Annotated in this window: 33 protein-coding genes; 10 read left to right on the plus strand and 23 right to left on the minus strand. The window is 40.2% G+C overall.

What is annotated here, in order from left to right; genetic code table 11:
* Positions 1-2: 2 nt before the first annotated feature.
* The 5 genes from EZJ28_RS03270 to EZJ28_RS03290 form a co-directional block, all read right to left on the minus strand.
* On the minus strand, positions 3-791 hold the full coding sequence (locus EZJ28_RS03270; protein ID WP_131394907.1) for a hypothetical protein: 789 nt from the start codon (positions 789-791) through the stop codon (positions 3-5).
* Between the two features lie 101 nt (positions 792-892).
* Positions 893-1,327, minus strand: coding sequence for a nuclear transport factor 2 family protein (locus EZJ28_RS03275; protein ID WP_131394909.1), 435 nt, complete (start codon positions 1,325-1,327; stop codon positions 893-895).
* 9 nt (positions 1,328-1,336) lie between these two features.
* Complete coding sequence (locus EZJ28_RS03280) at positions 1,337-2,101, minus strand: hypothetical protein (protein WP_131394911.1); 765 nt, start codon at positions 2,099-2,101, stop codon at positions 1,337-1,339.
* 129 nt (positions 2,102-2,230) lie between these two features.
* Positions 2,231-2,947, minus strand: a complete 717-nt coding sequence (locus EZJ28_RS03285) for a LytTR family DNA-binding domain-containing protein (RefSeq protein WP_165499021.1) — start codon at positions 2,945-2,947, stop codon at positions 2,231-2,233.
* A 71-nt stretch (positions 2,948-3,018) separates the two neighbouring features.
* On the minus strand, positions 3,019-3,651 hold the full coding sequence (locus EZJ28_RS03290) for a trimeric intracellular cation channel family protein (RefSeq protein ID WP_131394915.1): 633 nt from the start codon (positions 3,649-3,651) through the stop codon (positions 3,019-3,021).
* A 156-nt stretch (positions 3,652-3,807) separates the two neighbouring features.
* On the opposite strand from EZJ28_RS03290, the gene trxB reads away from it, so the two are divergent.
* Positions 3,808-4,800 (plus strand): thioredoxin-disulfide reductase, encoded by a 993-nt coding sequence (trxB, locus tag EZJ28_RS03295; protein ID WP_131394917.1) that lies wholly within the window; start codon positions 3,808-3,810, stop codon positions 4,798-4,800.
* A 70-nt stretch (positions 4,801-4,870) separates the two neighbouring features.
* Here the strand turns inward: trxB and EZJ28_RS03300 are convergent, their stop codons facing one another.
* The 6 genes from EZJ28_RS03300 to EZJ28_RS03320 form a co-directional block, all read right to left on the minus strand.
* The gene (locus EZJ28_RS03300; protein WP_131394919.1) at positions 4,871-5,170 is read right to left on the minus strand and encodes a hypothetical protein; all 300 of its coding nucleotides are present in this window, start codon (positions 5,168-5,170) and stop codon (positions 4,871-4,873) included.
* Positions 5,171-5,253: 83 nt separating this feature from the next.
* Complete coding sequence (locus tag EZJ28_RS03305; protein ID WP_131394921.1) at positions 5,254-6,096, minus strand: GIN domain-containing protein; 843 nt, start codon at positions 6,094-6,096, stop codon at positions 5,254-5,256.
* Between the two features lie 65 nt (positions 6,097-6,161).
* Complete coding sequence (locus EZJ28_RS15970; protein ID WP_165499022.1) at positions 6,162-6,317, minus strand: hypothetical protein; 156 nt, start codon at positions 6,315-6,317, stop codon at positions 6,162-6,164.
* 2 nt (positions 6,318-6,319) lie between these two features.
* Positions 6,320-8,080: a PspC domain-containing protein gene (locus EZJ28_RS03310; protein ID WP_131394923.1), complete on the minus strand. Its 1,761-nt coding sequence runs from the start codon at positions 8,078-8,080 to the stop codon at positions 6,320-6,322.
* Complete coding sequence (locus EZJ28_RS03315) at positions 8,073-8,417, minus strand: PadR family transcriptional regulator (RefSeq protein ID WP_131394925.1); 345 nt, start codon at positions 8,415-8,417, stop codon at positions 8,073-8,075. The genes EZJ28_RS03310 and EZJ28_RS03315 overlap by 8 nt, the downstream gene beginning before the upstream one ends.
* On the minus strand, positions 8,414-8,953 hold the full coding sequence (locus EZJ28_RS03320; protein WP_131394927.1) for a DUF4870 domain-containing protein: 540 nt from the start codon (positions 8,951-8,953) through the stop codon (positions 8,414-8,416). Before EZJ28_RS03320 ends, EZJ28_RS03315 begins: the two co-directional genes overlap by 4 nt.
* A gap of 308 nt (positions 8,954-9,261) precedes the next feature.
* Here EZJ28_RS03320 and EZJ28_RS03325 point away from each other — a divergent pair, with 308 nt between their 5' ends.
* From EZJ28_RS03325 to EZJ28_RS16140, 3 genes are all read left to right on the plus strand, one after another.
* Positions 9,262-9,720, plus strand: a complete 459-nt coding sequence (locus EZJ28_RS03325; protein WP_131394929.1) for a DUF4442 domain-containing protein — start codon at positions 9,262-9,264, stop codon at positions 9,718-9,720.
* Positions 9,721-9,841: 121 nt separating this feature from the next.
* Positions 9,842-10,642, plus strand: coding sequence for a TIGR00266 family protein (locus tag EZJ28_RS03330; protein ID WP_131394931.1), 801 nt, complete (start codon positions 9,842-9,844; stop codon positions 10,640-10,642).
* A 130-nt stretch (positions 10,643-10,772) separates the two neighbouring features.
* Positions 10,773-10,970 (plus strand): hypothetical protein, encoded by a 198-nt coding sequence (locus tag EZJ28_RS16140; RefSeq protein WP_131394933.1) that lies wholly within the window; start codon positions 10,773-10,775, stop codon positions 10,968-10,970.
* Positions 10,971-10,998: 28 nt separating this feature from the next.
* Here EZJ28_RS16140 and EZJ28_RS03340 read toward each other — a convergent pair whose 3' ends face one another.
* From EZJ28_RS03340 to EZJ28_RS03375, 8 genes are all read right to left on the minus strand, one after another.
* Entirely contained in the window at positions 10,999-11,961 is a 963-nt protein-coding gene (locus EZJ28_RS03340) for a LysR substrate-binding domain-containing protein (protein ID WP_131394935.1), read from the minus strand.
* Positions 11,962-12,028: 67 nt separating this feature from the next.
* Positions 12,029-12,484, minus strand: coding sequence for a DUF2141 domain-containing protein (locus EZJ28_RS03345; RefSeq protein ID WP_131394937.1), 456 nt, complete (start codon positions 12,482-12,484; stop codon positions 12,029-12,031).
* Positions 12,485-12,582: 98 nt separating this feature from the next.
* Positions 12,583-13,914 carry a DUF58 domain-containing protein gene (locus EZJ28_RS03350; protein WP_131394939.1) on the minus strand — a complete coding sequence of 444 codons (1,332 nt, stop codon included), beginning with the start codon at positions 13,912-13,914 and terminating at the stop codon, positions 12,583-12,585.
* Positions 13,914-14,918: a MoxR family ATPase gene (locus EZJ28_RS03355; RefSeq protein WP_131394941.1), complete on the minus strand. Its 1,005-nt coding sequence runs from the start codon at positions 14,916-14,918 to the stop codon at positions 13,914-13,916. The genes EZJ28_RS03350 and EZJ28_RS03355 overlap by 1 nt, the downstream gene beginning before the upstream one ends.
* Positions 14,905-16,107: a DUF4350 domain-containing protein gene (locus EZJ28_RS03360; RefSeq protein WP_131394942.1), complete on the minus strand. Its 1,203-nt coding sequence runs from the start codon at positions 16,105-16,107 to the stop codon at positions 14,905-14,907. The genes EZJ28_RS03355 and EZJ28_RS03360 overlap by 14 nt, the downstream gene beginning before the upstream one ends.
* Positions 16,100-16,861 (minus strand): DUF4129 domain-containing protein, encoded by a 762-nt coding sequence (locus tag EZJ28_RS03365; protein WP_131394944.1) that lies wholly within the window; start codon positions 16,859-16,861, stop codon positions 16,100-16,102. Before EZJ28_RS03365 ends, EZJ28_RS03360 begins: the two co-directional genes overlap by 8 nt.
* Before the next feature lie 2 nt (positions 16,862-16,863).
* Entirely contained in the window at positions 16,864-17,724 is an 861-nt protein-coding gene (locus tag EZJ28_RS03370) for a hypothetical protein (protein ID WP_131394946.1), read from the minus strand.
* Positions 17,699-18,679, minus strand: a complete 981-nt coding sequence (locus tag EZJ28_RS03375) for a stage II sporulation protein M (RefSeq protein ID WP_131394948.1) — start codon at positions 18,677-18,679, stop codon at positions 17,699-17,701. The genes EZJ28_RS03370 and EZJ28_RS03375 overlap by 26 nt, the downstream gene beginning before the upstream one ends.
* A 33-nt stretch (positions 18,680-18,712) precedes the next feature.
* On the opposite strand from EZJ28_RS03375, the gene EZJ28_RS03380 reads away from it, so the two are divergent.
* A complete protein-coding gene (locus tag EZJ28_RS03380; protein ID WP_131394950.1) occupies positions 18,713-19,426 on the plus strand; it encodes an RDD family protein in 714 nt (237 codons plus the stop codon).
* Here the strand turns inward: EZJ28_RS03380 and EZJ28_RS03385 are convergent, their stop codons facing one another.
* Positions 19,427-20,203 (minus strand): peptidylprolyl isomerase, encoded by a 777-nt coding sequence (locus tag EZJ28_RS03385; RefSeq protein ID WP_131394952.1) that lies wholly within the window; start codon positions 20,201-20,203, stop codon positions 19,427-19,429.
* Between EZJ28_RS03385 and EZJ28_RS03390 the strand changes: the two genes are divergently transcribed.
* Together EZJ28_RS03390 and EZJ28_RS03395 are read left to right on the plus strand one after the other, a co-directional pair.
* Positions 20,202-20,840 carry a CoA pyrophosphatase gene (locus EZJ28_RS03390; protein WP_131394954.1) on the plus strand — a complete coding sequence of 213 codons (639 nt, stop codon included), beginning with the start codon at positions 20,202-20,204 and terminating at the stop codon, positions 20,838-20,840. The genes EZJ28_RS03385 and EZJ28_RS03390 overlap by 2 nt on opposite strands.
* A 76-nt stretch (positions 20,841-20,916) precedes the next feature.
* Positions 20,917-21,735, plus strand: coding sequence for a 1-acyl-sn-glycerol-3-phosphate acyltransferase (locus EZJ28_RS03395; protein WP_131394956.1), 819 nt, complete (start codon positions 20,917-20,919; stop codon positions 21,733-21,735).
* A 15-nt stretch (positions 21,736-21,750) separates the two neighbouring features.
* Here EZJ28_RS03395 and EZJ28_RS03400 read toward each other — a convergent pair whose 3' ends face one another.
* A complete protein-coding gene (locus tag EZJ28_RS03400) occupies positions 21,751-22,386 on the minus strand; it encodes a hypothetical protein (RefSeq protein ID WP_131394959.1) in 636 nt (211 codons plus the stop codon).
* 6 nt (positions 22,387-22,392) lie between these two features.
* A complete protein-coding gene (locus EZJ28_RS03405; protein ID WP_131394961.1) occupies positions 22,393-22,887 on the minus strand; it encodes an RNA polymerase sigma factor in 495 nt (164 codons plus the stop codon).
* Between the two features lie 126 nt (positions 22,888-23,013).
* Between EZJ28_RS03405 and EZJ28_RS03410 the strand changes: the two genes are divergently transcribed.
* On the plus strand, positions 23,014-24,321 hold the full coding sequence (locus tag EZJ28_RS03410; protein WP_131394963.1) for an NAD(P)/FAD-dependent oxidoreductase: 1,308 nt from the start codon (positions 23,014-23,016) through the stop codon (positions 24,319-24,321).
* Between the two features lie 33 nt (positions 24,322-24,354).
* On the opposite strand, the gene EZJ28_RS03415 is transcribed toward EZJ28_RS03410, so the two are convergent.
* Positions 24,355-24,789, minus strand: coding sequence for a hemerythrin domain-containing protein (locus EZJ28_RS03415; protein WP_131394965.1), 435 nt, complete (start codon positions 24,787-24,789; stop codon positions 24,355-24,357).
* A 185-nt stretch (positions 24,790-24,974) separates the two neighbouring features.
* Between EZJ28_RS03415 and EZJ28_RS03420 the strand changes: the two genes are divergently transcribed.
* Complete coding sequence (locus EZJ28_RS03420; RefSeq protein ID WP_131394966.1) at positions 24,975-26,300, plus strand: 2TM domain-containing protein; 1,326 nt, start codon at positions 24,975-24,977, stop codon at positions 26,298-26,300.
* A complete protein-coding gene (locus EZJ28_RS03425) occupies positions 26,291-26,614 on the plus strand; it encodes a 2TM domain-containing protein (protein WP_242670060.1) in 324 nt (107 codons plus the stop codon). Before EZJ28_RS03420 ends, EZJ28_RS03425 begins: the two co-directional genes overlap by 10 nt.
* The last annotated feature ends 5 nt before the right edge of the window (positions 26,615-26,619 follow it).

The following is a 26,619-nucleotide window of genomic DNA, read 5'->3' on the forward strand; positions in this document are numbered from 1 at the left end:
GTTTAGTTTTTTGTGATCTTAGTACCGCTTGGAGTACCCTTGTATGCAAGGTCCGGTCTCATACCTCCTCGTTTTACGGAGTATGCATCTACATATTTGAACATTTCTTCGAATAACTGCTGACCTTCCTTACCAAGTAACTCGTCGTTCTCTGCAGCCATCCGGTCATAATCCTGAGCATCTTTGGCCGAGACCACGGCAACATAATAATTTCCCATAGCGCCAAATCCGCTGTGATAGACGCGGTAGTGCATAGGGGAACCCTTACTGGCAAATAGCTCCTTTAATTCTTTCATTTTACCTCTCAGGTTCTGAATATTCGAAGGAGTCACATCCATACGATGCCACACCCTGTAATCCTTTCCGGGGGTTTCAGTGGTAAGCCCGTCTGGCATGTAGGATAGTTCACTATTTAATACTGTTATATAATCTCCATGAGAATCATAACATTTATCGAAATTCTGGAATATTTTAGAGAACTCTTCATCTCCCATAGCTTCTCTTAAAGGAGCAAAGGAATTTTTGTCAAGATCTGCCATATTCTGTATAGGTGAAATATAGAGATAGGTTCCATCGTCCATTGAAGCTGTAGCCCATTGTACATCTTTTAAGGCATGTTTCTTACAGGTATCCGCAAAACCTTTAGCTACTTGTTCGTATTCGGCCAACATAGAAGGTTTAACCCTGTCTTCATGGATCCAGAAGGCCTGGTTCTTAGCTTCCTGGGCCCAGATACTTAATGACATTACCAGGCAGCATAATACTGCCATCATTTTTTTACTGATTTTCATAATAATAGTTTTAAGGTGTGATTAATAAATATTGATCCAGTTTGGAAATAAATTCCCAGGGGCGCATTCGTTTTCTGATAATTTCAAAAAACATTTTCTTTTTATTCAGGCATTGGCCATCGGTAACTTTTTATGACCCTCCATTTTTCATTAATTTTTTTTGCGATGTTTATCACTTCGATATTTCTTGTGGCATCTTCTCCTTGAATATCCAGAAATACCTTATCATGATAAAAAACAAGGTCCTTGGCGAGTTTGTCTTCAGAAATATTTTCAAAGGCTATTGTGGCCTTTGAGTTTTTAAAGAATTCATTGTAAAAATCACCTATTTCCTTACTTCCATTCAGCATGGTGCCGTCAATATGATGTATAGCGGCATCCTTAGAGTATACCTGCAGAATCTTTTCGGTATCGGAGTTCTTCAAGGCTTCAATATAGTTCTGCCTTAATTGTTGAAGGTCTTTTGAAAATGACTGGGCATTGGAACCAGCCATTATCAAAACCAACCCAAAAGTGAACAGGATCAGCTTTTTCATGATTGTGAATTAATTATTGGTGACATAAGAAAGTTCGGGTCTTAAATACCCGGTCACTCTTTCCTGTTTAGAGGTTGCGTTTTGGATTTCGTCAAATATCTTTTTTCCTTCTTCACCCAGAAGTTCCATATTTTCTTCCCGCAATTTTTCAAGAGCCTCAGGGCTTTCTGCCGCTACGGCAACCATGAAATAATTACCCATATTTCCGAATCCGCTCTTATACAACCTGTAGTGAAGTTTTGAGTTTTTCTTGGTATAAAGCTGTTTTACGGTCTGTGCGAGTTGTTCCGCTTTTTCACCTTGTCCGGGTGGAATATGATAGTAAGTTAGCTCTCTGTAGTTCTGCCCCTCCGGAGTTTGTGTAATTCCCTGAGGCATATATGAAAGCTCTTTATCCAATCTTAAAATATAATCTCCATGCTTGGTATAGGTACCTGCATATGGTTCAAAAAGAGCATCAAATTTGTCCGCACCCATTTTCTTTTGAAGATCTTCAAATGGATTTTTATCCAGCTCGGCCATGCTTTCTATTGGAGAGAGATACATCACCCTGTTGTCATCGGCCTGGAAAGTGATCCAGTTCATATCTTTCATCTTATGCTCTTTAGCCGCATCTAGAATTGCTTTATCGGCCTGCTCATGTTTTTTCTCCATTCCGTCTTTTACATGGTCTTCATGAACCACGTATAACTGATATCTGTCACTTTGTGCATTAATCACGATACACATAAAAAATATCGTAATCACAGTTAAAAATTGTTTGGTTGATTTCATTGCTTTCCGGTTTTTGATTAAGAAATAAGAAGAGAAGGTAGGAAGTAATTTCAGCCGCGGCAATACCACAAGGACGGGTGTGCCGTAATACTTTCCCAAGAGGGCTTATTACTTACCGGATGGCAGTTATCAGATCACCTGGAGATGACGCAAAAGATCATTTCTCATAGTTTTGCTGAGAGGTAGGGTTCGTCCGGAAATCATCACATGATTGGTGCCTATTTCATCTATGTGTGAAAGATTGACAATGTAGGAGCGATGTATCCTCAAAAACATCCTGTAGGGAAGTTTCTTTGAAACATCTTTTAAAGTAGTTACAAGCAGATACTGCTTATCGTTAGTAAAGACTCTGCAGTAGTTCCTGTCTGCTTCAATAAATTTGATATCAGAAAGAGCTATTTTCACCATTTTATCCTTGTAACGTACAAAGATGCGGTCACTTAATAAGGATTGCTCATTTTCCCGGTGTTTCTTCAGACGGTATTTTTTCCTGAGCCTTTTGAAGGATTCCTTAATTTCTTTTTTCAGAATACTTTTCCTGATATTCTTTTCTGCAGGTAAAAGTTTCTGAAGGTTAATTGAACTTTCCTCTTTGTCGAAATAGATGACTGAAGATTCCTGTCCGCTTTTATTCTCTCCCTGTGTTTCCACCCCGTTTAGCTGGCCCTTTAGCTTATCGTCCAGCAGGATCAGGTCTGGGGACTCCTGTTCAATGAAGGCAATGGCATCCTTGGCGCGTGAAAAAATTCCAGTTATTCGGTATCCCAGTTTACTAAGGCTTAACGATAATTTCGCTGCCATAGGAATATCTTTTTCCACGATCACTATTTCGGAATGCCTTTTCATTTTAGGGTAGCTTTCCATAAAGATACAGAAACTATTGATATTCAGAGTAGTACATTACAATATTATAGGTATCACTCTGATTTTTCGTTGGAAGAAAGATAGAAAGATGGTAATGAGATATGGTATTTCACAACGATTAGCCGGATACCAATTACGATAAGGGAAGTTGTAAGATAGATTATATCTGCATCTACCCCAAGATCAAAGAGTATTATATAGACAAAAGCTCCTAATAAGCAGGCAGTTGCGTATATTTCTTTTCTAAAGATCACAGGGATCTCATTACACAGAATATCCCTTATCACACCACCAAAGGTCCCTGTCATGGCTCCCAGGGCGATGGAGATAATGGGGTTCAGATCATTTTGTATCCCTGTCTCTACACCTGTGATCGTAAATACCCCGAGCCCGATAGTATCAAAAAGGAAAAGTGATTTTTTTAGATAGAACAGTTTGTTTCTGAAAACAATGGCCAGAATGGTGACTAGTCCAATAAGATAGACATAAATTATATTTTCCATCCAGGTTACCGGAGTGTTACCTATAAGCACATCGCGAATTGTACCCCCACCAATGGCAGTTACAAAGGCGATAATAAAAATCCCGAAAGGATCCAGACGTCTATTCATCGCTGAAAGTGCTCCTGATATAGCAAAGGCAATGGTTCCAAGTATATCCAGTATGTTAAATAAACTCAATTCCATACTTGGCAAAGGTAAATTTATCTTTTAAATTTGATGTTAGCCAGGCAGTTTTCTGCCTTATTTTTAGGGTTTATCAACAAATAAACTATCTTAATAACATTAGGTGTAAGTTTTCACCTAAACTACCTACTTTTACAGAAGCCAAAAATTACAAAAATGAGTGATACTACAGAGAGAATAAAGTGTTTGATCATTGGATCGGGACCTGCGGGCTATACAGCAGCTATCTATGCTTCCCGGGCAGATCTTAAACCTGTTTTATATACCGGGATGGAACCCGGAGGACAACTTACCACAACTACTGAAGTTGATAATTTTCCAGGATATCCTGAAGGCATCGATGGTCCGAAAATGATGATGGACCTGCAGCAACAGGCTGAGCGATTTGGAACTCAGGTTAGGATAGGAATGGTCACTGAAGTTGAACTTTCTAAAGAAGTAGGAGGTATTCACAGAGCCTGTGTAGATAACAGCACATGGGTGGAAGCTGAAACTATAATTATCTCTACCGGAGCTACCGCAAAATATCTTGGTTTACCAAGTGAACAAAGACTAAGAGGTGGCGGGGTTTCTGCCTGTGCAGTTTGTGATGGTTTCTTCTATAAAGGTCAGGATGTGGCCATAGTAGGAGGGGGGGATACCGCGGCAGAAGAAGCTACTTACCTTGCCAATATTTGTAATAAGGTAACCATGCTGATTAGAAAGGATTATATGAAGGCTTCAAAAGCCATGCAGCATAGGGTTAACAACACAAAAAATCTGGAAGTAAGATATAATACCGAAGCTGAAGAGATACTAGGAGATCAGGTAGTGGAAGGTCTTAGGATGGTTAATAATAAGACAGGGGAGAAAGAAGAGATCAAGATCACGGGATTTTTCGTGGCTATAGGTCATAAACCGAATACTGATATCTTTAAAGGTCAGCTGGATATGGACGATACTGGTTACCTTATCACAAAAGGGAAGTCTACAAAGACAAATATTCCCGGAGTGTTTGCTTCAGGAGATGTTCAGGACAAGGAGTACCGCCAGGCGGTAACTGCAGCCGGAACCGGTTGTATGGCTGCGCTGGATGCTGAACGTTACCTGGCAGAAAAGGATAGCCATATGGAAGAAGCGAATGCCGAAGAAAAAGAGATCAACGCATAACTTCTTTTTAAAATAAAATAAAAAAAACGTCCCGTATTGCGGGACGTTTTTTTTCAGGATATTACCTGGATTAGTTATCGGTTTTCTTTTTCACCTCCCCATCTTCGATCTTTAGTTTGGATTCGCTGCCATCGGCTCTGTCCACTTTTTTCTTGTATTCATCACCATCCTTTTTGATCTTGATCTCATCACCTTCAGCGGTTTCGATCTTTATCTTATCACCACCATCCTTTACTTCAACTTCATTATCCGGATCTTCCATAAGCCTCTGAACTTCGGTTTTCTCCTCTTCTTCTTCCGCATTCCTGCAGCTCACAAATCCAAGACTTAGAATGAGGATAAAGAAGCCTGTTTTAAATAAATACTTCATAATATTTGATTTAAATTTCACGGTAAAACTATGCAATCCCGGAATTAAGCGTTCAGAATTTTGAAAATTTTAGGATTTCTCTCTTAGTTGAAAAGTCCTTTCCCGAATTCTTTTTTTGCTATAACCGCTTCATCAGTAAATTCCAATAGCTCAATGTTAGGAGTATTGAAAATCTCGGTTTCGCTATTTCCCTTAGCTCTTAATTGAAGATTCTCTATAACGTTCACCTTATTTTCAGAGTCTCCCTCAGCCAGTACCACGGCATTGACACACGCGAGATTCTCGCCATCGAATTCAGCCGACTGGTCGGCTCTTAATTCAAATTCTTCTATATCCCCATCTATCCTGGCATTTGCCTTTTCATAAATATCAACCTTAAAAAGTGGAGCATTTACAAGGGCCTCTATCCTGGAAGACTGGTTTAACTGGTAATAGACCTCCGTAGCCGTAACGTTGAGCTCAGCGCGGGAATCGTCTCCATGAATAAGATTAAAATTCCTGGCGGTTAGAGTGATAAATGCTTTTGAATTATCCCTGGTCTTTAGCTGGAAATCCTGGACGAACAGATCTTCTAAGGACTCCAGTTCTACCTTATCTGAAATTTGAATATTTCTTAAGGTGTCTGAAAAGGTGATCCTGATCTCCTGAGATTTGGTGCGGCTGAACTCCCTGACTGGTTTAATGTACAGAACCCCACCCACAACCTCACTCTGAATTAGGTCGTGAAGGTTATCATCTGCCCTGATCTCCATCATGGGTCGGCTACCTTTGAGTATACCTACCTCAAAATCTCCTGAGATCTGAATGGAGTGGAAGGGAGTAAGATTATATTCTTCGGTTTTTACATTTCTACTCCCTTTTACTTTTTCCTGGGCCTGGCAGGAAAAAAGGATTAGAAGTATTAGAAAAGGTAGTTTTTTTATCATGAGTCAGGTTTAGTATTATATCAAATATAGAAAAAGCCTCCCAAAGGAGGCTTTTTTTCAGTCGGTTAGCATTCCAGCAACTGTTGCTGGGCCTTGAGTTTCTGAAAGATCTCGGTTTGATCTTTCGGTAAATCATTGTGAGCGGTTTTTGGTTCTTCCATCTGATGACCGAATAAAAGACCCATGATGAAACTTATTAAAAGATTGATGAGAGTGCCCATGATTAGTTGTTTATTTCAATTCCGTTGCTGTCTATTCTTACCCGATGTACCTTCTGATCGTTCACTTCCAGACCTTCGTCATTTACCCTGATATTAAGCTCCTCACCATTTACATTTACTCTTGCATTGAAATCATCAGAGCTATCCCAGTCTTCACTCTCTTCATCCCAGGTGTCATTTTCCGAATCATCCCAGGTGTCTACGGGGCAATCTTCACAGGAAGTCTCATTCTCCATGATTTTCAGAAAATGCCCTTCTTCGCCACTTATCAGGATATCCCCGTAATAGTCGGTATTCCTGTGGAAAGACGAAGTGTTCTCATCTGCATACAAGGTAGTCCCTTCAGGCAGGAAAAGTGTTACCTGTACTTCCTGGTCGCGATAACCATAGCTTGAATCTGAAGTGAAATAACTGTTAAGCAACAGCTCATTTCCTATAAGACTGGTAGAATAATTAATATTCTCTGCTCTGGTCTGGGCATCCTGATAATCCTTTCCTTCTGCCGATTTCACGATCTCCATTTTGGCGAGGGAATCCTTGGTGGACTTCACTATAAGTCTTATATCGTTCCCTACAAGGAGCTTATTTCCATTTTCGTAAGCTATCCTGAAATCGGAGCTGCGCCAGTTCTTTCTGGACAGTTCAGAGTTATGTCTCATTCTCAGAAATAAGGTATCGGTAGGCGCGATTGTCAGCTTTTCGGTACTGGCCACATCACTATCAAAAGCCCTGTGGGTCGCCTGGCTGATACCAATAACACTTAATCCGATTACTGACAGTAGCCAAACACCTAATAAGGTAAGTAAGGCGATCCTGCCAATAGACCTCAGGTTCTTTACAAGTATCTTTAGTCCTAATACGAAAAGGAAGAAGAACGGGATACCTACTGCAAAGAAGCATAGAAGGGATAGTACCCATAAAGGCGCTCCTGTGTTCACCATTTCTACATAATCTGTCCATGGTGCTTCTATGATTCCAAAGGTTCCAACTGCGAACAGCCCAACAAACAGTGCTATAAGAGTTGATCCAGCGATTAGTAATAATAATATACCTACGAACTTTACGAATAGTTTCAGACAGAACTTGATGATATTACCAAGGGTTGTAGCGGCAGAGCTGGCACCGGCACTGGCCTGTTTGCCATATCTCTCGTAGTCTACATTTTTTATACTATCTGAAACCTCGTGAAAACCCTCGCGTATCTTCTTCTCGATATTGCTGATGGTAACCTCCTCTCCGCGCATAGCCAGCTTATCGGCTGTGGTTTTAGCTTCTGGAACAAAGATCCAGAAAGCGATATAAATCAGGATAAAGGCTCCACTGGAGAAGATGGTCAGTAAGATCCATAATAACCGTATCCAGATGGCTTCAATCCCAAGATAGTGACCCAGGCCTGAAGATACACCTCCAACATATCCGTTTTCGGGATCCCTGAAAAGTTTCTTTCCAACAGTCTTTGTAGACTGAGTTCTTTTAGGTTCGTCTTCGAAGATCTCTTCATCCACCATGTAATCTTCGGGTTGTCCCATAATGGTGATGACTTCTTCTACTTCTTTTACGCTAATTACCTGACGTTCATTTTTGATCTTTTCATTAAATAATTCAGCAATACGAGCCTCGATGTCTGAGATGATCTCATCACGCCCCTGCGTATTGGAAAAGGAATGCCTTATAGCCTCCAGATAACGCTGTAGCTTGGCATAAGCATCCTCATCTATATGAAAGAAAATGCCGGCAAGATTTATATTTACTGTCTTATTCATGATTTTTCTTTTTTTGAGTGGTTACGATGTTCACTGCAGACTGCAGTTCTTCCCAGGTTCCTGTAAGTTCCCTGAGGAAAATTTTACCGGTTTCGGTAAGGCCGTAGTATTTTCTTGGCGGCCCGCTGGTAGATTCTTCCCACCGGTAGTTGAGAAGTCCGGCATTTTTCAGCCTGGTTAGAAGAGGATAAATAGTCCCTTCTACCACCAGCAACTTTGCGTCTTTTAATGTGTCCAGAATTTCTGCTACATAGGCGTCTTCGTCCTTTAGAACGGAGAGTATGCAGTACTCCAGTACACCCTTACGCATTTGTGCTTTTGTATTTTCGATCTTCATGTTGTTTGTTTTTGGGTGTCATTAAACTGTTCATTTTTTGATTGATGTGATTGATGGTTATTGTCATCGGGCGTGCTTGGCCCAATAAAGTTGATGGTTAATGGATAATTATATAGTTTACCGTCACTGGCCCTGATGCTGGCATGAATTACGGTAAAGAGTTCCAGTATAAACAGACCCAGTAAAAGAATTCCAAAAACCCCTAAGGTGATAAAAAAGGGCAGGGCATCTGCAAAATTTTCTATTACAAAGGAATCTTCATACAGGAAGAGCGGTTCCCTAATACTGAATTTTATCCCGAAATAGATAAAGGTTACGGCTCCTGCCGCAAGCAAAAAGACCGTGTAGAGAAAAATGCTGATCTGAAAATTCAGGGCGTTTCTTCCGTGATGATCTACAAAAGGATCCTGTTTGCGGCTTAGCCATAACAAAGTTGGAAATATGAAATTTCCCAACGGGATAAAAAACTGGCTGAATACTGATAGATGAAGTACGGTAGCCAGCGTGGTGTTTTGATTGATGTTTTCTGAAGTCATTTTTATTTTTTTAGTGTTTAGAATAACCCTATAAGAAAATAGTTGTTAGAAAGTAGGTATAGATAAATGCTACTACTAGATAGATCTTGATTTTCTTTACATTTAATGCAATTTCCTGAGTGTTAGATGGTTTGTTCATGATGATGAATTTTGATTGATGATACATAACCTATTAGATTCTTATACAAATATATGGCTAAAAGAAGGTATTATGCAAAACAAAGTACTAAAAATTAACAAATATTTAAGAATTTAAGACTCGTGTATATTTCCTATTTTTATAAAAAAATCAAACAAAACCTTTTTAAATGAAGCTTTCGCCCTCAAAACTGAACTCTTTTTTAATTATGAAACTACCAAGTGCCTGGTTATGTGGTGTGAGGGTAAAACATATAGATGAATCCCAGTGTGAAGTGGGGGTTAAGCATCGCTGGATAAATCAGAACCCTTTTGGATCCATGTACTGGGCCGTGCAGGGCATGGCAGCCGAATTAAGTACAGGAGCACTGGTAATGGACAGGATACAGCAGTCTGGAGAAAAGATCTCAATGCTCGTAGCCCGGAATAAATCTAGCTTTTCAAAAAAGGCCCGGGGAAAAATAAGTTTTAACTGTTACGATGGTGAAAAAATAGCTACTTATATAAAAAAGACGATCGAAACAGGCGAAGGACAGGTTTTCTGGACCAAAGCAGTCGGAGTTGATGAGGCCGGAGATGAAGTTTCGGTCTTTGAATTTGAATGGACGGTGAAAGCTAAAAAGCTTTAAGCTATAAATGATAAGCTGATAGCCTTCTAATTTCACATTAAGAGAATATCCCTGTGTAGAGCTTAATGCTTACAGTGGTGGATACTCAATAATATAATAAACATTCTTAAAGCTTAACAAAATGAATGCACACGAAATAGACTATCAGATCTTTGGGGAAGAGATGCAGTATGTAGAATTAGAATTGGATCCCCAGGAGGCGGTGATCGCCGAGGCCGGGAATTTCATGATGATGGATGACGGAATTAGAATGGATACCATTTTTGGTGATGGATCTAAACAAAATGAAGGTTTTCTTGGAAAAGTACTGGGAGCCGGGAAGCGCTTACTTACAGGTGAAAGTCTCTTTATGACCATTTTTTCAAATGAGATCCAGGGTAAGAAAAAGATAAGTTTTGCATCACCCTATCCGGGCAAGATCATCCCTATAGATCTCACCAGATTCAATGGAAAATTCATATGTCAGAAAGATGCTTTTTTATGTGCGGCAAAGGGAGTATCAATCGGTATCGAATTCAGTAGAAAATTGGGACGAGGCTTTTTTGGGGGTGAAGGTTTTATAATGCAGAAAGTAGAAGGAGATGGAATGGCCTTTGTTCATGCAGGAGGTACTATGGCCAAAAAGGAATTGCAACCTGGAGAAAAACTTAAGGTGGATACAGGCTGCATTATTGGTTTTACTCAAACGGTAGATTATAATATAGAATTTGTGGGTGGGATTAGAAATACGCTCTTTGGCGGTGAAGGTTTATTCTTTGCCACGCTTACCGGCCCCGGTACTGTATATATCCAATCCTTGCCTTTTAGCAGGCTGGCCAGCAGGGTACATCAGGCCGCTCCGCAGGGAGGTGGAAAAGATAAAGGTGAAGGCAGTATCCTGGGTGGAATAGGAGATGTTCTAAGCGGTGATAACAAATTTTAAAACTGTTAAAATTTTAAGATAAGTGTTAAAACAAATATTGTTTTAGTATATTTAGATAACCAAAAAATATCTGCCTATAGTATATTTCTACGCATTTATCAACCTAACTTTAACTAAACAATTTCAAATTATGGCGAGAGCGATGTTTGAATACACCAAAACGGTACTTGACAAAGTGAGTTTTGATGCAAACTTGTTCTGCAAGGAGGTTAAAAAGGCACTTCAACGTTTGCTTCCTCATGAGATAGAGGAATTAAGACTTTGGATTATCTCTTTAACCAGGCAGAATCCGGAATTAAATCAATGTTTAATTTATTTAAATACCTAACAAGAAAGCGGCCCAAAAGGCCGCTTTTCTAATTAACCTGGTATTCTTTCTTCTTATTTAACGGACTTATAATTTTGACGTTCTGGAAGGTGATAGCACCCTTAACCACGGCGGCGATCGTATTACGCAGGGCGTCTATGATCTGCATTTTCAATTCACTTCGGTTATAAATAAGGCTCACTTCCCTGGCCGGCACGGGATCTTTAAACATTTTAAGGTTTTTTTTCTCAGCGTCTTTGAGGTCCAGCGTGTGTAGATAGGGAAGAAGCGTCATTCCAAGACCTTCATTCGCAAGCTTTATAAGAGTTTCAAAACTCCCGCTTTCCAGTTGGAGCTGATCGTCCTCATAGTTCCTGGAGGCTTTACATAGATTTATGACCCCGTCCTTAAAACAGTGTCCGTCTTCCAATAGTAGCATCTTATCAATATTCAGGTCATCTACATCCAGTTTATCCTTTTCTAATGAAATGTCATTTTGGTTTGGAATGTATGCGACAAATGGTTCGTAGTAAAGAACATTCTCTTTAATGCCCTCTACCTCCAGGGGTGTGGCAGCAATAGCAGCATCAAGATGGCCTTCCTTAAGTTTTTCCAGGATAGCTTCGGTATGAAGTTCTTCGATCTTCAGCTTTACTTTCGGATACTTTTTCATAAAATTACCAATGAACATAGGCAGAATGGTGGGCATTACCGTTGGGATCACCCCCAGTCTGAAAATTCCGCCAATAAAGCCTTTTTGCTGGTCTACTATGTCCTGAATCCGGTCACTTTCATTTACTATATTTCTTGCCTGCTGAACGATCTTCTGGCCAACTTCTGTTAGCTGAATAGGTTTTTTGGTCCTGTCAAATATCGTAACCTCGAGTTCCTCTTCCAGTTTCTGGATCTGCATGCTCAAGGTTGGCTGGGTCACAAAGACCTTCTGCGCAGCCTTTGTGAAATTCTTATGCTCGGCTACGGCCAGCACGTAATGCAATTGGGTAATTGTCATAAAAACAAGTTTATCATACAAATGTATAAGTTTTTCTTATTTAAATTATAAATAAACTTTGTTTTATCTATATGAAGCAGCTTGAATGCTTGATGAATTTTCTCTGGTGACTTTTAAAAACGTATTTCCAACTTCTTTTCACCTCCTTCAAAATCAAATTTCGATTCCATCCAGGTCCAAAGCTCATAGTATTCCCGCTGGTTCCGTAATCTTCCTTCGGCATTCCATTGGGATCAAAGTCCATTTGTTTGTTACTATTCTTATCATGCATTACTACCAGGGCATAGGTTCCCTCAGGAACATTCTCAAAAACAACTGTGGCTATGCCATCGGTAATTTTACTCATAGCAGAGAAATTCGGTTCTTTCTTCATAAAGTTATCTTCAGTATATAGAGCGAAAAGAACCTCTCCTTGAGTTCCGCTAACATTATTTACAGTAGCAGATATTCTTCCGGAAGCTTCGTCCTGTCCATACATTAGGGAGGCAACAAACATGGCGAGTAAAAGTGCGATCGTTTTCATAATATAAGTTATTGATTATGAAACAAACATACTTTTAAGGCAGGAGTCGCAGAAAATCTTATAACCGAAGCGTAGAATTATATAACCGAACTGTAATTCTAGATAAGCCCCCGGGCTTTTATCTCAAGGTATTTATTTATTGTATTGATGCTCAGGTCTTGTGGCGGGGTTAGAATGCTTTGGATACCATGCCTTTGTAGTTCTTTGACCATAAGTGATTTATTAAAGGCAAAATGCTCCGCTACGGTTTGATGCGCGCTTTCACCAACATTAGTCGGGTCTGTATCCAGAAGTTTGGTCACTTCTGTATTCTCAAAAAAGATAACCACCAGCAAATGCTTTTTTGCCAGTGCCTTAAGAAAGGGCAATTGCCTCCTGAGGCTGGACATATGTTCAAAATTGGTGTATAACATCAGCAGACTTCGATGGCTTAAATTCTTCTTCACTCTTGAATAGAGCAGGCTATAGTCGCTATCTAAAAAGCCGGTATTGATATTATATAAAATCTCCATGATATGGTTTAACTGACTTAACCTGGAGTTGGCTTTTTTGATACTTTCTATTTTATTAGAGAAAGCGACTAATCCCACCCTGTCTTTCTTCCTTAATGCAACATTTGAAAAGGCCAGAGAACTATTGATCGCATAATCCAGAAGTGTTAAACCTTCAAAGGGCATTTTCATCACTCTCCCGCAATCTATTACCGAGTACACCGGTTGGGCACGTTCATCCTGAAACTGGTTCACCAGTAGGCTCCGGTGTTTGGCAGTGGCTTTCCAGTTAATTGTGCGAACATCATCCCCTCGAACATATTCCTTGATCTGCTCAAACTCCATGGTATGACCAATACGTCTTATCTTCTTTAGTCCCTGTAGGCTGATCTTCTGATCCAGGGCCAGGAAATCGAGCTTTTTCATTTGTATGAAAGACGGGTAAACCTTCACCATCTGATCTTTATTGAAGACATATCTCCTTTTGGTGATTTTTAGAAATGTAGAAACATACACATTAAGATTTCCAAAGACGTATTCTCCACGACGAACGGGTTTCAGAAAATAGTCGAATGTTATAATTCCGTGCGGGAGTAGTTTCAGTTGTTTCAGGAAATCCCTTTTCTGAAACTGAACGGGTATTTCATCGATTATCTCCGCATTCAGTTGGAAGCCGTAATTATTCCTGAGGCTTATTTCTACCCTATTATCATCAGAATTGGAGAATTTTTCAGGAAGTCTCCTGTCGGCTTCAATATATGACCCGGCATAAAGCGTGACGATATCCGTGAGCAGAAGAATAAGCAGTACGGCAGTTATTATCCATGTGAAACTATAGAGTGCCTCAAACCAGAAGGACAGAAGGAAAAGTAAGGAAATGCCAAAAAGAGCATAAAAAAGCCTTCTTCCAAAATATAAGGATCTTAAGAATCTAATCACTACCTGGGAATTTCAACAGACTGGGTTATCATATCTATTACTCCTGTAGCCGTCATACCTTCCATTTCTCTATCCGGCGAAAGGATAAGGCGGTGAGCCAGGACTGGTTTAAGGGCCTTCTTAATATCTTCAGGAATCACAAAATCGCGACCATTGATCGCTGCAAAAGATTTGGCTGCATTCATCACTGCGATAGAAGCCCTTGGGCTACCACCAAGATACAGGTGAGGATGGTTCCTGGTCTTATTTACCAGCTCAGCTATATAACTTAACAGCTTTTCCTCGATGATGATCTCATGGATCTGTGTTCTTAGTTCCGCGATCTTTTCGGGAGAAAGAACCGGTTCAATCCCTGTTTCTGGGAGTGTTCCTTTTCTCTCATGATGGGTCTGGAGGATCTTTATCTCATCCTCAAAACTGGGATAATCTACCTCGATCTTAAAAAGGAACCTATCCAGCTGAGCCTCGGGTAGGGCATAGGTGCCTTCCTGTTCTATCGGGTTCTGAGTGGCCAGGACCATGAACGGAGCTTCCATTTTATACATATGTCCGTCTATGGTCACCTGTCTTTCTTCCATTACCTCGAAGAGGGCTGCCTGGGTCTTGGCCGGCGCACGATTTATCTCATCTATTAGAATGATATTTGAAAAAACTGGACCTTTCTTGAACTCGAATTCTGAAGTCTTCATATTGAATACCGAGGTTCCCAGGACATCGCTAGGCATCAGGTCCGGGGTGAACTGAATCCGGCTGAAATTGGTCTTAAGGCATTTAGCGAAAAGTTTGGCTGTGATGGTCTTGGCCACACCAGGAACTCCTTCTATTAGAACATGATTATTTGAAAGCAAACCTACAATGAGCAATTCTACAAAATTATCCTGCCCCACAATTACCTTGGAGAGTTGGGCCTTAAGATTTTCTACCGATTCTTTGAGTCCGTCCAGCGGAATGCGGTTCTCAAATTTTAATTCTTCTTCGTTATGATTAATGTCAGGATTTTCCATTATTATTTTTAAATGAGTTGATGCTTTTGCTGAGTTCAAGGAATTCCTTCCTGTCATTTTCAGGAGCATTCTGAAAATTAATGATTCTTTTGAAAAGCCTTTGGGTTGTTTCCATACTATTTTCGGTCTTTGCTGCAAGTTTGCTGTAGAATTCCTCATTCATTTCAGAGGTATCCAACCGCAGGCTGATCCTTATATATTCCATGAAAAGTGCGATCTTTTTTAATCCGAGTTCATGGAATTTCTTCCTTTCCAGATAAAGCTGGGCAAGGGTTTGCGTGTATTCGAACGATTTATTTTTTGGAGGTGTGACAACCGGGATAGGCCGCTGCTTTCTTTTACCCTCAAAAAGTATGAAGGCTATAGCCGCTATGATCACGAAATAATAGGCCCATTTAAGGGAACGGTTATTCCTAAGGATATAGAGCGGAGAGGTAAAGAAACTTTTTCCCGATTTATAGTAGGCATCCCATATTAGGGGATTTCCTGTGAGATAAGCAAGAAGGTTTCCCACATAACGATAATTATCCTCCTTAAGCAGAAAATAATTACTGAAGGCCTGCGGTGTAGTATGCAGGTAGATCTCTCCGTTCCCAAAACTGGTGGTAATAAAGTTCACTTTTTCTTCAGGTTTCTCCTGTCCAAAGCTTGCCGTTCCCAGGACCCTGTGCTTCACAGTATCTATTTTTTTGAAATATACCGCAGGCAGATCCTGATCAAATTCAGCAGCTTTTTCAATTTTTAGTCGGGGATTAACCAGGTTAAGAGCTGGTCTGGATTGAAAATCATCGGCTCTAATAAAGAATGCCGTACTAATTTTGAGTGTATCTTCCAGATTTTCGCCAAATCCATTTGAGGAAATAAATAGGCGGTTTCCGCGGGATACCCAGTTTAGAAGATCTTCCAGTTCGTCCTTATCAAACTGCACCTGATCATTTAGAAAAAAATAAGTTCCGTTCGCAGCATTTCCGTTGAGATATTCATAGGGTGGAATTTTAATCTGGGAGATGCTATCTGGAAAAGCCGCCTGAAGATGCTCATAAAAGACCAAACTCCCCAGGGCGATCTTATCACCGGCTGTATAGCTGGGTGTCCAGTTTATTGGTTCGGGTTCAGAACTTTCGAGCCAGGCTAGCGAGATCACCAGCAAGATAAAAAGGCCAAAAGCAAGCTTATAAGTGTTATTCATGGCCCAGGGAATTTAGGTCGGTTTCCATCCTTAAAAAGCCTTTTTCGGCCAGTTTGTAATCAGATTCAGAAACCTGAAAACTTCCATACCAGATGAATTCGTAAAACTTCGTGATCTCAGAAAAATGCTTTCTGATGTTTTCATCCTTTAATTCAGCTGTATAATCTTGGTTGGTTTTCTGGTATTCATAACGAATAAGCTTTAACCTGTCCAGTTTTCTCAGTTCATTGAGATAATAGTATCTCACCGCGAGCCTGAACTCACCATTTCTTACAGCTTCTTGCATAAGGGCTTTCAGGTCTTCATTGCGTATCAGTTTTTCTTCTTCGGTTATAAATACTTCACCGGCAGAAGGCTCCTGTAGCATTCGTTCACCCGGGTTCAGTTTAGAAAACAGCCATGCTATAACAATCAGCAATAGAACAAGTAATATAAAAGGAATCAGTTTTATTATAATTGCCAGCAGTGAATTAGGCTCGTAATCTCCAAAAAGCCAGTTAAGAAATTGCGTGAATTTCTGATTCAGCCATTTCTTAAAACGGGTCCACCAGCTGTCTTTTTCGGGGGTAGTGATATAATCAAATTCCTTACTATTCTTATATTCTTCTATAAGGGAAGTATCAAAATCAACCGGTTCGAGGTTGGGAGTCTCATCATATCTTACTTCTCTGTTTTGGTGTATGGAATCGGTCTCTTGCGGATACAGACTTCCGAAGATTAGTAAAAGAAGAATAATTAGAGTTCCTGTTCTCAAGCTTAATTATTATTTCCAAGGTTTTGTATGGTCTCGTATGCCCCTGTGAAATTCTGTTTTTCGTTCAGATTGAAATAAACAAAAGCGATTCCTATAGGGATGATGCTATAAATAAGGTACTGGAATATTGAACTGATAACATTCAGAATAATATATCCGGGGCCAAAGACTTCTGAAATGTCTTCTGCAGAAGCCTCAGAAGCCACTATAAATGCCCTGATCATGTAGAAAAAGATAACAGGTAACTGAAAGATGAGGGCTACAAGGTACACGATAAGGCCAATACAAAGTAGCGTAGCAAATGTCATCCACCAGTTATTCTTAACCAGTTGAAAACAGTCAGAAATACTGTCCATAACACTTTCTCTCCGGAATACCAGGACCGCTGATGCAAGGCTTATGGGAACTGCAAGGTAAATGCCCGGAAGAATGAATAAGAGCATCCCCGCGAACACAAGGACCCAGGAAATAATGGTTAGAAGGAGTAATTTGCCAAAATCGCTCTTCATTCCATTTACTACCTCTGAAGAAATGATCTCTCCCTGATTGTAGATATAGGATCTTATAATATGGTATATGGTTCCGGTCATTGTGGTTATATATAGTACATAGGCCAGGACCATGAGAGCGGCAGAGATTATAATGCCCGAACCGTTAAAACCTTTTGCCGAAAAAAGCGTATTTCCCAGGGTAGACCAGGAATAAAAGGTGAGGGCAGCAATAAGCAGAATAAATACCGGCCCTACAATTTTCAAGAAGATCTTACCCGCTGGTTTATAATTCTGACGTAGAAATTTGAAGGTAAGGCTCAGTATCTCCCCAAGCTCATGTTGTTTTTTAAAATGGATGAACTCCTGATTCATTTTTGGAATTTTTTAGTAGGTATAAAGGATAGTAAACATAGTAAAACAAAATCAAAGCCAGGGAACCTGTAATGATCAGGATCGCAAGCCAGTCTGGCATCACGGTGATCCTGGTTACGAAACCTTCCAGAAAGCCCGCCAGTATAAAAAAGGGTATGGTACTTATCACAATTTTCAGACCGTCCTTGACACCCATTTTCAAAGATTTTAACCTGGAATAGGTACCGGGAAAGAGTATGCTTTTACCCACTACCAGCCCCGCACAACCGGCTACGATGATAACAGAGATCTCTATCGTACCGTGGATCCATATGGTCCTTGCCGATTCCCAAAGCAACCCCTTGTCGTAGAAGAAATACTGAAAACTTCCCAGCATTACCGCATTTTGCATAAGCATAAATACGGTTCCCACCCCGGCAAGAATTCCAAAGGCGAAGGCCATTAAAGCCACCCGTATATTATTGATTGTAATGCCAAGGAACATATCAATCTCTGCGGCTTTCTTATAAACCGCCATGGGATCATTATTCGCTATATTCTCCAGGGTCATGTTCACATAGGCATCGCCCATGATAGACCTTACAAATGCCCCATCGGCAAAGGAACTGTAGGCTCCTATGATCGAAAAACCCGCAAAGATCAGAAAACTTAGAAGCAGTTGTTTCTGGTATTTATGGAACATCGCGGGAAACTCTCTTGAATAAAAATTGATGAGGCGGTTACCCGGTTCCTTCTTTGAACGGTAGATCTTTTGATGAGCTGCTGAGGCAAGACCGTTAAGATAGATCGTAGTATTGCTTTTGGGATAAAAAGTACGTGAATAGCTAAGGTCGTCGCTTAATTCCACATAAATGTCCGAAAGCTTTTCAGGAGAAAGGCTTCTATTATTTTCAAGGAGGCTTTCATACTTAACCCATTTATCTTTATTTTGCTTTACAAAAGCAGCCTCGCGCATTGTTCTTGAATAAAACTCAAAGTAACATATTTAATGGATAACTTTCAAATTGAAACCGCTCAAAATATTAGTATAGAACAAAATGCGGCGGGAATAGGAGAGCGAATACTGGCTTTTCTTCTAGACCTTTTGGTTATTGTTATCTATATGATCCTGGCAGGGCTTATCATGGCCGGGCTGGATACCGATTTTGGTGGAGAATTCATGTATTATCTGGTATTGGGTTTACCTGCTTTATTGTATTATCTGTTATGGGAAACCTTCTGGGATGGCAGAACTCCTGGTAAGGCAATGATGCAAATAAGAGTTGTTAGAATGGATGGTACCAGGCCGTCTTTTTCCAATTACCTTATAAGATGGTTATTAAGATTCATAGATATAAGTATTAGCAGTGGCGGTGTAGCGGTGGTAACCATTCTTCTGAACGGAAAGGGACAACGGCTGGGTGATATAGCCGCCGGTACCACGGTAACATCAGAAAAGAGAAAGTTAGGGATCCACAACACTCTCCAGGTTGATCTGCCGGAGAACTATCAGCCAAAATATCCTCAGGTCACGGTTCTGAGCGATCACGATATTCAGGAGATCAAAAACCTCTATTATAATGCCAGAAGGGAAGGGCAACATCATATAATTCTTTCCTTAAGTACAAAACTGGCAGAGCTTATGGATGTGAATGCAGAAGAGAGACCTTTGGATTTTGTGCAGAGGGTGATCAACGATTACAATTATTACACCCAGAAGTAACTAGTCCAGGATTTCTATGTCCATTTCAATATTATCAATCGGCCATTCTGAATTACCGGTTTTAACCTGTGATATTTTTTCAGCAACGTCCATTCCCGAGATGACTCTGCCAAAAACCGTATGATCATTATTAAGATGTGGAGTTCCACCCTTATCCATCACAATGAAGAATTCAAATGGGGAAGACGCCTTGCTCACATTTTGTTCTGAATATTTAGCTGCAGAAAAAGCTCCATAAGTATGTTTGTGTCCTGCATCAAATTCGCTGGGGATAAGGTAATTCCCCACATCACCTCTCATACTGGCGGTCACCTGATTATCGGCATTACCTCCCTGAATAACGAATCCTGGAGCTACGCGGTGAAAATAGGTTTCGTTGAAGTATTTGTTTTTCACGAGCATAATGTAGTTCGCGCGATGAAGTGGTGTATCACGGTAAAGTTGAACATCAATATTCCCAAAATCCGTTTTAATGCGAACCCTGGTTTCGGGATTTTTCCTCCCGTATTCGGTAAGAGTTGGAATCAGCTCTTCCTGGGCTATGGGGAACATAGTGTCCCTTTCAAACTGGTTGGTCCTGTTCTCTTTTCTGGAAAGTTCTTTTTTTCGTAATTCAAAGATACTGTCCCTCGCCCTTTGGATGGAGTCCTTTTTTCTTTTTTCAGCCTGTTCTTTTGCACTGGCCTGAGCATTTTTCTTAGAGGAAGTTTCCTTATCTTCACAACTTGCGACAATTAGAACAAGGCTAATTGCTATAAAAGACAGCTTTCTTATCATGAAATTCGAAATTTTTAGAAACAGGATTTCAAAGTTAAAAAAAATGGCGCTTCCGGGGGAGAGGGCGCATATAAAACTCGCGCCACTTACCAGGATAAAGGAGCTTTCCCAGATAGATATGACCGGCAGGAATCCACAGGAAGCCGGTGTGATGGCAGTTTTTTATCCGGGTAGGGATTTACAAACACATCTGGTTCTTATCCTGAGAAAATCGTATAAGGGTGTACATTCAAACCAAATAGGCTTTCCGGGAGGCAGAGTAGAAGCACAGGATCGCGACCTGAGGGATACCGCATTACGAGAAACCGAAGAAGAAGTGGGGATACCTCAGGATCAGATAGAGGTGATAAAAGAGTTGTCAAGATTATATATTCCCCCTTCTAACTTTTGGGTTCAGCCGTATCTCGGTATAGTGGAAAAGACCCCATTACTTACTCCCCAGGAATCTGAAGTTGAAGAGATCCTTGAAGTGCGCTTAACCGATTTTATGAATGAAGAGAACATGATCTCTGAAACCCTTAGTACCTCCTATGCTAAAAATATTGAAGTCCCTGCCTACAAACTTAACGGTCATATTGTATGGGGTGCAACGGGAATGATGTTGAGTGAAATAAGGGAATTGCTTTTAAAGATTTAGTCGAAAACTAAATTACTATATTTGCCGGCGGTTCGATATTTCTTTATGCAGAACTTAAAAAAACCAGAGAAGAAGGATGGGATTATTTAAAAAAAATCCGTTTGGGCATTATTTGATTTTGAAAAAGTGGTTGATCCGCGTTTTTGGTTTGTTAACGCATCGTCGTTATCGCGGATTCAATGAACTTCATATAGAAGGATCGGAGATCATTAAAAATCTTCCCGATAAGAACGTACTCTTCGTATCTAATCATCAGACTTACTTTGCAGATGTCACGGCTATGTTCCATGTGTTCAATGCCAGCCTTAGCGGAAGGGTAGACAGTATAAAGAATATAGGCTATATCTGGCAACCCAAGCTAAATATCTACTATGTAGCTGCCAAAGAGACCATGAAAGCAGGTTTACTGGCCCGGATCATGGCATACGCTGGTGCGGTGACCGTGGAACGCACCTGGAGGGCTAAAGGCAAGGAAGTAAAGAGAGAGGTAAACCCGAATGATACAGAAAATATTGGAAAAGCCTTACGAGATGGCTGGGTGATCACTTTTCCTCAGGGAACAACCAAACCCTTTAAACCTATTCGCAAGGGAACCGCTTATATTATCAAAGAGCATAAACCGCTGGTAATTCCTATTGTGATAGATGGTTTCAGAAGATCATTCGACAAAAAAGGTCTGAGGATCAAAAAGAGAGGTATTCTGCAATCTTTTCAGATCAAAGAGCCACTCAAAATAGATTATGATAATGAAACGGTAGAGGAGATCGTTGAAAAGCTTGAATATGCTATCGAGCAGCATCCGTCATTCCTTAAAGTGATTCCTTCAGAAGAAATCCAGGTTATGGAGGAACTCAATGAGAAAAGGCGATGGAGCTACAAAGAACCCGAATCATAAACTTCCCTTACCGATCTACATCTCAAGTTTTTTCAGTTCTTTATAATTCTTATTCAGTTTTTTTAACAGGATACCGTAGATAACACGGTAGATTAACCATATTACTCCCAGGAAGATCGCCAGGATAAGGATAATAGCGCCTATGAACAATATCCATTGCATGGTATCAAAATGCATATCCTTAGAAGTAGGTTCCACTGTCATCATATGATTTCTGATGATTAGGAATAAAGCAACGAGGAACGTTATTCCGCTGGAAATAAGAACGAAAGCGATATAGTATTTTACCGTTTTGCGGGTCTTCAGTATGTTCTTCATAAGGCGGGACGCGCTGTCGGTGGTAGAAATAGTCTGGTAATTCTTATAGAATCTAAAAATGAAATAAAAAGTGATCAAATAGCTAATTACATAGGCAACTATGGTAAATTCGGTAAGATCAAATTCTTCCATACGGTGCCAGTAGTCGTCATCGGCAAGGACAATATTGAGGATGGTACCCAGTAAGAATTCGAGAATACTAATAATAAATATCCATTTTACAATTGAATGAGACCTCTTCCAGATCATCCTGTAAATTTCATCGTAGGTTAGATGAGGCAGGGTACTCTCCTGCTTTTTCCAATCCTTTTTTAATAGATCTAACTCGTCCATAAAGCGTCAAGGATTAATAATACTTTTTAACTTTGTCTTTACCCTGTTCATTTTCACCCGTGCATTTACCTCTGTGATCCCCAGTGTATCAGAGATCTCAGCATAATTCTTGTCTTCCAGATAGAGGAATACCAGTGCCTTATCAATATCATTTAGCTGTTTAATCGCGTCGTACATCAGTTTTAAGTGTTGTTCGGTTTCATCATTATAATCATCGGCTTTTATCTTAAAGTGAACAGTGTCGTAATCCTGGGTTTTAATATTCCTTTTTTTCTTGCGATAAAGGGTGATCGCTGTGTTAAGTGCTACCCGATACATCCAGGTGCTGAATTTTGAATCGCCCCTAAACTTGGGATAGGCCTTCCAAAGCTGAATCGTTATCTCCTGAAAAAGATCATTATGCCCATCCTGGTCATTGGTATAGATACGACAAATCTTATGCGCAATATTCTGGTGTTTCTCCAGATGTTTTACAAATTCATGTTCTAATTCCTTGTTCACGAAACTTTGGTTAGCATGTTATAGGTAGCCAAACAGATTGCTATGTTACAAAAAACTTTAATTTAAAGTTAATCCATCCCCTGTTCCTCCTATAAATTTTAACTTTGGATAAAACCTACCGAGAATATGAATATCCCGAGAACCGAATTACCCAGAGTCGTTATAATTGGTGGTGGTTTTGCCGGAATGGCCCTTGCCAGAAAGATCCTGAAAGAAGATATGCAAATGGTGATGCTGGACAGGCATAACTACCATACCTTCCAGCCCTTGCTGTACCAGGTATCTACCTCCGGGTTAGAGCCGGACTCTATTGCCTATCCCCTTAGGAAGATAACCAGGGATGACTCAAAGTGTTTTTTTAGACTGGCAGAAGTAACCTCGATATCCCCCGAAACTTCTACAGTTCATACTAGCATCGGTGATCTCGTCTATGATTATCTGGTGATTGCGACGGGTTCTAAAACCAATTTCTTCGGAAATGAAAGTATAGAAAAACACGGGATGTGGATGAAGACCGTTCCACAGGCGCTGAATATAAGGAGCCTTATTCTTGAGAATCTGGAGCAGGCTACGATTACGGAAGATCCGGAGGAAAGAAAGGCTCTCCTGAATTTTGTTCTGGTAGGAGCGGGGCCAACGGGAGTGGAACTTAGCGGAGCCATAGCAGAACTCAGAAACCATATTGTACCAAAAGATTACCCCGATATAGATCCGAATGAAATGAACATTCATTTATTGGAGGGACTGGGAAGGGTCTTACCACCTATGAGCGAGCATGCTTCCAGAAAGGCTCATAAGTTCCTGGAGGAGCTAGGAGTGAAGATCCATTTAAATACGATGGTGGAAAGCTATGACGGTCACCTGGTAAAGACCAATACCGACCTTGCTATTAAATCTGAAACTTTTATATGGTCAGCGGGAGTTACAGGAGCACCCGTTGAAGGCTTGAATGCCTCGGCTCTGGTTGAGCGTGCCGGAAGATATGAAGTGAATGCTTTCAATCAGGTGCAGGGTTATGAAAATATTTTCGCGATAGGGGATATAGCTCTTATGAAGACCGAGAAGTTTCCCAAAGGACATCCTATGGTCGCCCAACCCGCAATTCAGCAGGGGAAGCATCTGGCGAAGAACATAAAACGTCTGATAAGAGGAGAAAAGCTGGAACCCTTTGAATATTTCGATAAAGGAACAATGGCAACCGTGGGTAGGAACAGGGCGGTTGTAGATCTTGGAAAATGGAAGTTCTCAGGTTTTTCTGCCTGGTTTGTTTGGATGTTCGTACATCTGTGGTTTCTGATTGGTTTCCGGAACCGGGCCGTGACCTTTTTAAACTGGATGTATAATTATGTGAATTACGATAAAGCCGCGAGACTTATTATACGACCCTTTAAAGGGAAAGAGGAAACCATGACAATGGATAGTGATAAAGTTTAAAAAAATGGCTGCCTTTAGACAGCCATTTTCAAATTATCGGTTCTTTCTTATTTCTTTATTGTAGCTGGCAGCCAGATCGGTCTTTTGCTTTTCGGTGAGTGCCTTACCCGCCATTTGGAATACCTCGTGTTCCTCCTCATCCAGATGATGTATCAGTTGATGCTCCAGTTCCTTAGCTATCTTTAGCCAGTTTGAGGCATCCATTTCAGTATCTTCCAGTTGTTCTACAAGTTCATCCATCTCATGATGCTCAGCAACACTATGTCTCGCTTTTTCCTGAGTTAGATCTTTTTCCATAAGCGGGATATAAAAATGACGCTCTTCTGCATCTTCGTGGATCTTGAGTTCATGTTTTAGTTTTTCAAAGATCTTTTTTCTTTCCTCAGTCTTTCCTTCGGTCTTTATGAGTTTGTCAATCAAGTCTCTCTGAATCTCATGCTCCTGTCTTAATGCTTCAAATATTGTCATTACCTATTTTTTTTGGAATTGTTTTCAAGTTATTCAATAATATGTTAAAGATTATTTAATTTTCAGACTGAAAAGCCAAAATTGAGTCAAGATTACAATTCAGATATGGAATCCTACAGTTCGGTAGGTTTGATTTCCCGGATTTACTAAAGGAACCCATCTTAGCATAAGATTTAATAAAATTAATGAAAGACATTTTCAAAATATTAAAGATCAGCGTTGCCATCTCCATTATTATCATTCTTCTGGATATAACTTTTAGTGGATTGCATTTTGAAAAAATTCTGAATTTCAAATACTGGGGTGTCCATTTTTTTTACACCTTCATACTTACCGCAATCAACGTTTTCTATTTTAAATTTTTTAGTAAAAAGATAGGCTGGGAGGGAGCCGATCTAAAGAGGGCGGTTATGGCTTCTGGCGGTTCTATCGTGATCACTCTGATAGGATTCTTTTTTTGCCGGATGGTAGATGAGACAGTTTTTGAGGGAAAGGAACTGAAGACTTTTTTTGAGAATGAAAGTATCGGTTTCTATTTTTTTCCGCTGCTATTTACCACCATTGTTTCTTTGTTTTTTCACCTGATCTATTTCTATAAAGCGCTTCAGGAGAAAAAGGTCAAGGAGCAGAAGATTATAGCCGGTACCGCTTCAGCTAAATTCGATGCGCTAAAGAACCAGTTGGATCCTCATTTCCTTTTCAATAGTCTAAATGTTCTGACTGCGCTTATTGATGAGAATCCGGAACAGGCTCAACGGTTCACAACATCGCTATCCAAAGTATACCGGTATGTGCTGGAGCAGAAAGATAAGGAACTGGTGAGGCTGGAAGAAGAACTCGCTTTTGCCCAAACCTATATGAAACTATTGAAAATGCGTTTTGAGAACAGCATCTACTTCGAGTTGTCTGAAGGTTTCTCTAGCCAGGAGGCAAAAGTGGTACCTCTGTCTTTACAGTTACTTTTAGAAAACACTATCAAGCATAATGTGGTGAGTGAAGCAAGGCCATTGAAAATTAAGATATATGAAGAAGGCTCTTATCTCATAGTAGAGAATAATTTTCAAAAGAAGGAGGTACTTGGAAATCGAAAGGGAGTAGGACTTCAAAATATCATTAACCGGTACGGAGTGGTTACAAGCCGTAAAGTACTTATAGAGCAGAATGAAGATTTTTTCAGGGTTAAATTACCCTTACTAACCAAACAAATATCAATTATGGAAACAAACAACATCGATCAGGAGAATGCCTACTTTAAGGCAAAACAACGGGTTAAAGAGATCAAAGAGTTCTATGGAAACCTAATATCGTATTGTGTGGTAATTCCTTTTCTCGTATTTATAAATTACTATACCTACTGGGATTTTCAATGGTTCTGGTTTCCACTTTTCGGGTGGGGGATAGGACTCACCATTCATGGTTTTTCGGTCTTTGGATATGGTTCAGACTGGGAAGAGCGTAAGATAAGAGAACTTATGGAAAAAGATAAGGTTAACAATAATTCATGGCAGTAATGGAAACCGATTATAAAAAGAGCATAAGCTATAAGGCTGCTCATAAGAGAGTGAAGGATATTAAGGGTTTTTATGTTCACCTGGCAGTGTATCTTTTCGTTAATACGGCTATATTCATTATGGTTACCCGGGATGAAGGCTTTTTAAGTGGTTTGACTAATATTTCAAATTACAGCACGGTCTTTTTCTGGGGAATTGGTCTAATGGCCCACTGGGCAAGCGTATTTGGCCCCAATTTCATCTTTGGAAAGAAATGGGAAGAGCGCAAAATAAAAGAGATCATGGAAAAGGATAAAAAAAAGCTCTGGAAATAAACCCT

This window comes from Gramella sp. KN1008 (assembly GCF_004332155.1).
Lineage (GTDB): Bacteria > Bacteroidota > Bacteroidia > Flavobacteriales > Flavobacteriaceae > Christiangramia.

Excerpts from the sequence above, each read along its gene's own strand:
- EZJ28_RS03300 (WP_131394919.1), bottom strand. The coding sequence starts at position 5,170 with ATGAAGTATTTATTTAAAACAGGCTTCTTTATCCTCATTCTAAGTCTT.
- EZJ28_RS16140 (WP_131394933.1), top strand. The coding sequence starts at position 10,773 with ATGGCGAGAGCGATGTTTGAATACACCAAAACGGTACTTGACAAAGTG.
- EZJ28_RS03330 (WP_131394931.1), top strand. The coding sequence starts at position 9,842 with ATGAATGCACACGAAATAGACTATCAGATCTTTGGGGAAGAGATGCAG.
- EZJ28_RS03380 (WP_131394950.1), top strand. The coding sequence starts at position 18,713 with ATGGATAACTTTCAAATTGAAACCGCTCAAAATATTAGTATAGAACAA.
- EZJ28_RS03400 (WP_131394959.1), bottom strand. The coding sequence starts at position 22,386 with ATGGACGAGTTAGATCTATTAAAAAAGGATTGGAAAAAGCAGGAGAGT.
- EZJ28_RS03310 (WP_131394923.1), bottom strand. The coding sequence starts at position 8,080 with ATGAATAAGACAGTAAATATAAATCTTGCCGGCATTTTCTTTCATATA.
- EZJ28_RS03415 (WP_131394965.1), bottom strand. The coding sequence starts at position 24,789 with ATGACAATATTTGAAGCATTAAGACAGGAGCATGAGATTCAGAGAGAC.
- EZJ28_RS03385 (WP_131394952.1), bottom strand. The coding sequence starts at position 20,203 with ATGATAAGAAAGCTGTCTTTTATAGCAATTAGCCTTGTTCTAATTGTC.
- EZJ28_RS03270 (WP_131394907.1), bottom strand. The coding sequence starts at position 791 with ATGAAAATCAGTAAAAAAATGATGGCAGTATTATGCTGCCTGGTAATG.
- EZJ28_RS03425 (WP_242670060.1), top strand. The coding sequence starts at position 26,291 with ATGGCAGTAATGGAAACCGATTATAAAAAGAGCATAAGCTATAAGGCT.
- EZJ28_RS03395 (WP_131394956.1), top strand. The coding sequence starts at position 20,917 with ATGGGATTATTTAAAAAAAATCCGTTTGGGCATTATTTGATTTTGAAA.
- EZJ28_RS03275 (WP_131394909.1), bottom strand. The coding sequence starts at position 1,327 with ATGAAAAAGCTGATCCTGTTCACTTTTGGGTTGGTTTTGATAATGGCT.
- EZJ28_RS03340 (WP_131394935.1), bottom strand. The coding sequence starts at position 11,961 with ATGACAATTACCCAATTGCATTACGTGCTGGCCGTAGCCGAGCATAAG.
- EZJ28_RS03320 (WP_131394927.1), bottom strand. The coding sequence starts at position 8,953 with ATGACTTCAGAAAACATCAATCAAAACACCACGCTGGCTACCGTACTT.
- EZJ28_RS03420 (WP_131394966.1), top strand. The coding sequence starts at position 24,975 with ATGAAAGACATTTTCAAAATATTAAAGATCAGCGTTGCCATCTCCATT.
- EZJ28_RS03285 (WP_165499021.1), bottom strand. The coding sequence starts at position 2,947 with ATGAAAAGGCATTCCGAAATAGTGATCGTGGAAAAAGATATTCCTATG.
- EZJ28_RS03345 (WP_131394937.1), bottom strand. The coding sequence starts at position 12,484 with ATGAAAACGATCGCACTTTTACTCGCCATGTTTGTTGCCTCCCTAATG.
- EZJ28_RS15970 (WP_165499022.1), bottom strand. The coding sequence starts at position 6,317 with ATGGGCACTCTCATCAATCTTTTAATAAGTTTCATCATGGGTCTTTTA.
- EZJ28_RS03360 (WP_131394942.1), bottom strand. The coding sequence starts at position 16,107 with ATGAATAACACTTATAAGCTTGCTTTTGGCCTTTTTATCTTGCTGGTG.
- EZJ28_RS03305 (WP_131394921.1), bottom strand. The coding sequence starts at position 6,096 with ATGATAAAAAAACTACCTTTTCTAATACTTCTAATCCTTTTTTCCTGC.
- EZJ28_RS03280 (WP_131394911.1), bottom strand. The coding sequence starts at position 2,101 with ATGAAATCAACCAAACAATTTTTAACTGTGATTACGATATTTTTTATG.
- EZJ28_RS03315 (WP_131394925.1), bottom strand. The coding sequence starts at position 8,417 with ATGAAGATCGAAAATACAAAAGCACAAATGCGTAAGGGTGTACTGGAG.
- EZJ28_RS03290 (WP_131394915.1), bottom strand. The coding sequence starts at position 3,651 with ATGGAATTGAGTTTATTTAACATACTGGATATACTTGGAACCATTGCC.
- EZJ28_RS03355 (WP_131394941.1), bottom strand. The coding sequence starts at position 14,918 with ATGGAAAATCCTGACATTAATCATAACGAAGAAGAATTAAAATTTGAG.
- trxB (WP_131394917.1), top strand. The coding sequence starts at position 3,808 with ATGAGTGATACTACAGAGAGAATAAAGTGTTTGATCATTGGATCGGGA.
- EZJ28_RS03370 (WP_131394946.1), bottom strand. The coding sequence starts at position 17,724 with ATGAATCAGGAGTTCATCCATTTTAAAAAACAACATGAGCTTGGGGAG.
- EZJ28_RS03375 (WP_131394948.1), bottom strand. The coding sequence starts at position 18,679 with ATGCGCGAGGCTGCTTTTGTAAAGCAAAATAAAGATAAATGGGTTAAG.
- EZJ28_RS03325 (WP_131394929.1), top strand. The coding sequence starts at position 9,262 with ATGAAGCTTTCGCCCTCAAAACTGAACTCTTTTTTAATTATGAAACTA.
- EZJ28_RS03390 (WP_131394954.1), top strand. The coding sequence starts at position 20,202 with ATGAAATTCGAAATTTTTAGAAACAGGATTTCAAAGTTAAAAAAAATG.
- EZJ28_RS03410 (WP_131394963.1), top strand. The coding sequence starts at position 23,014 with ATGAATATCCCGAGAACCGAATTACCCAGAGTCGTTATAATTGGTGGT.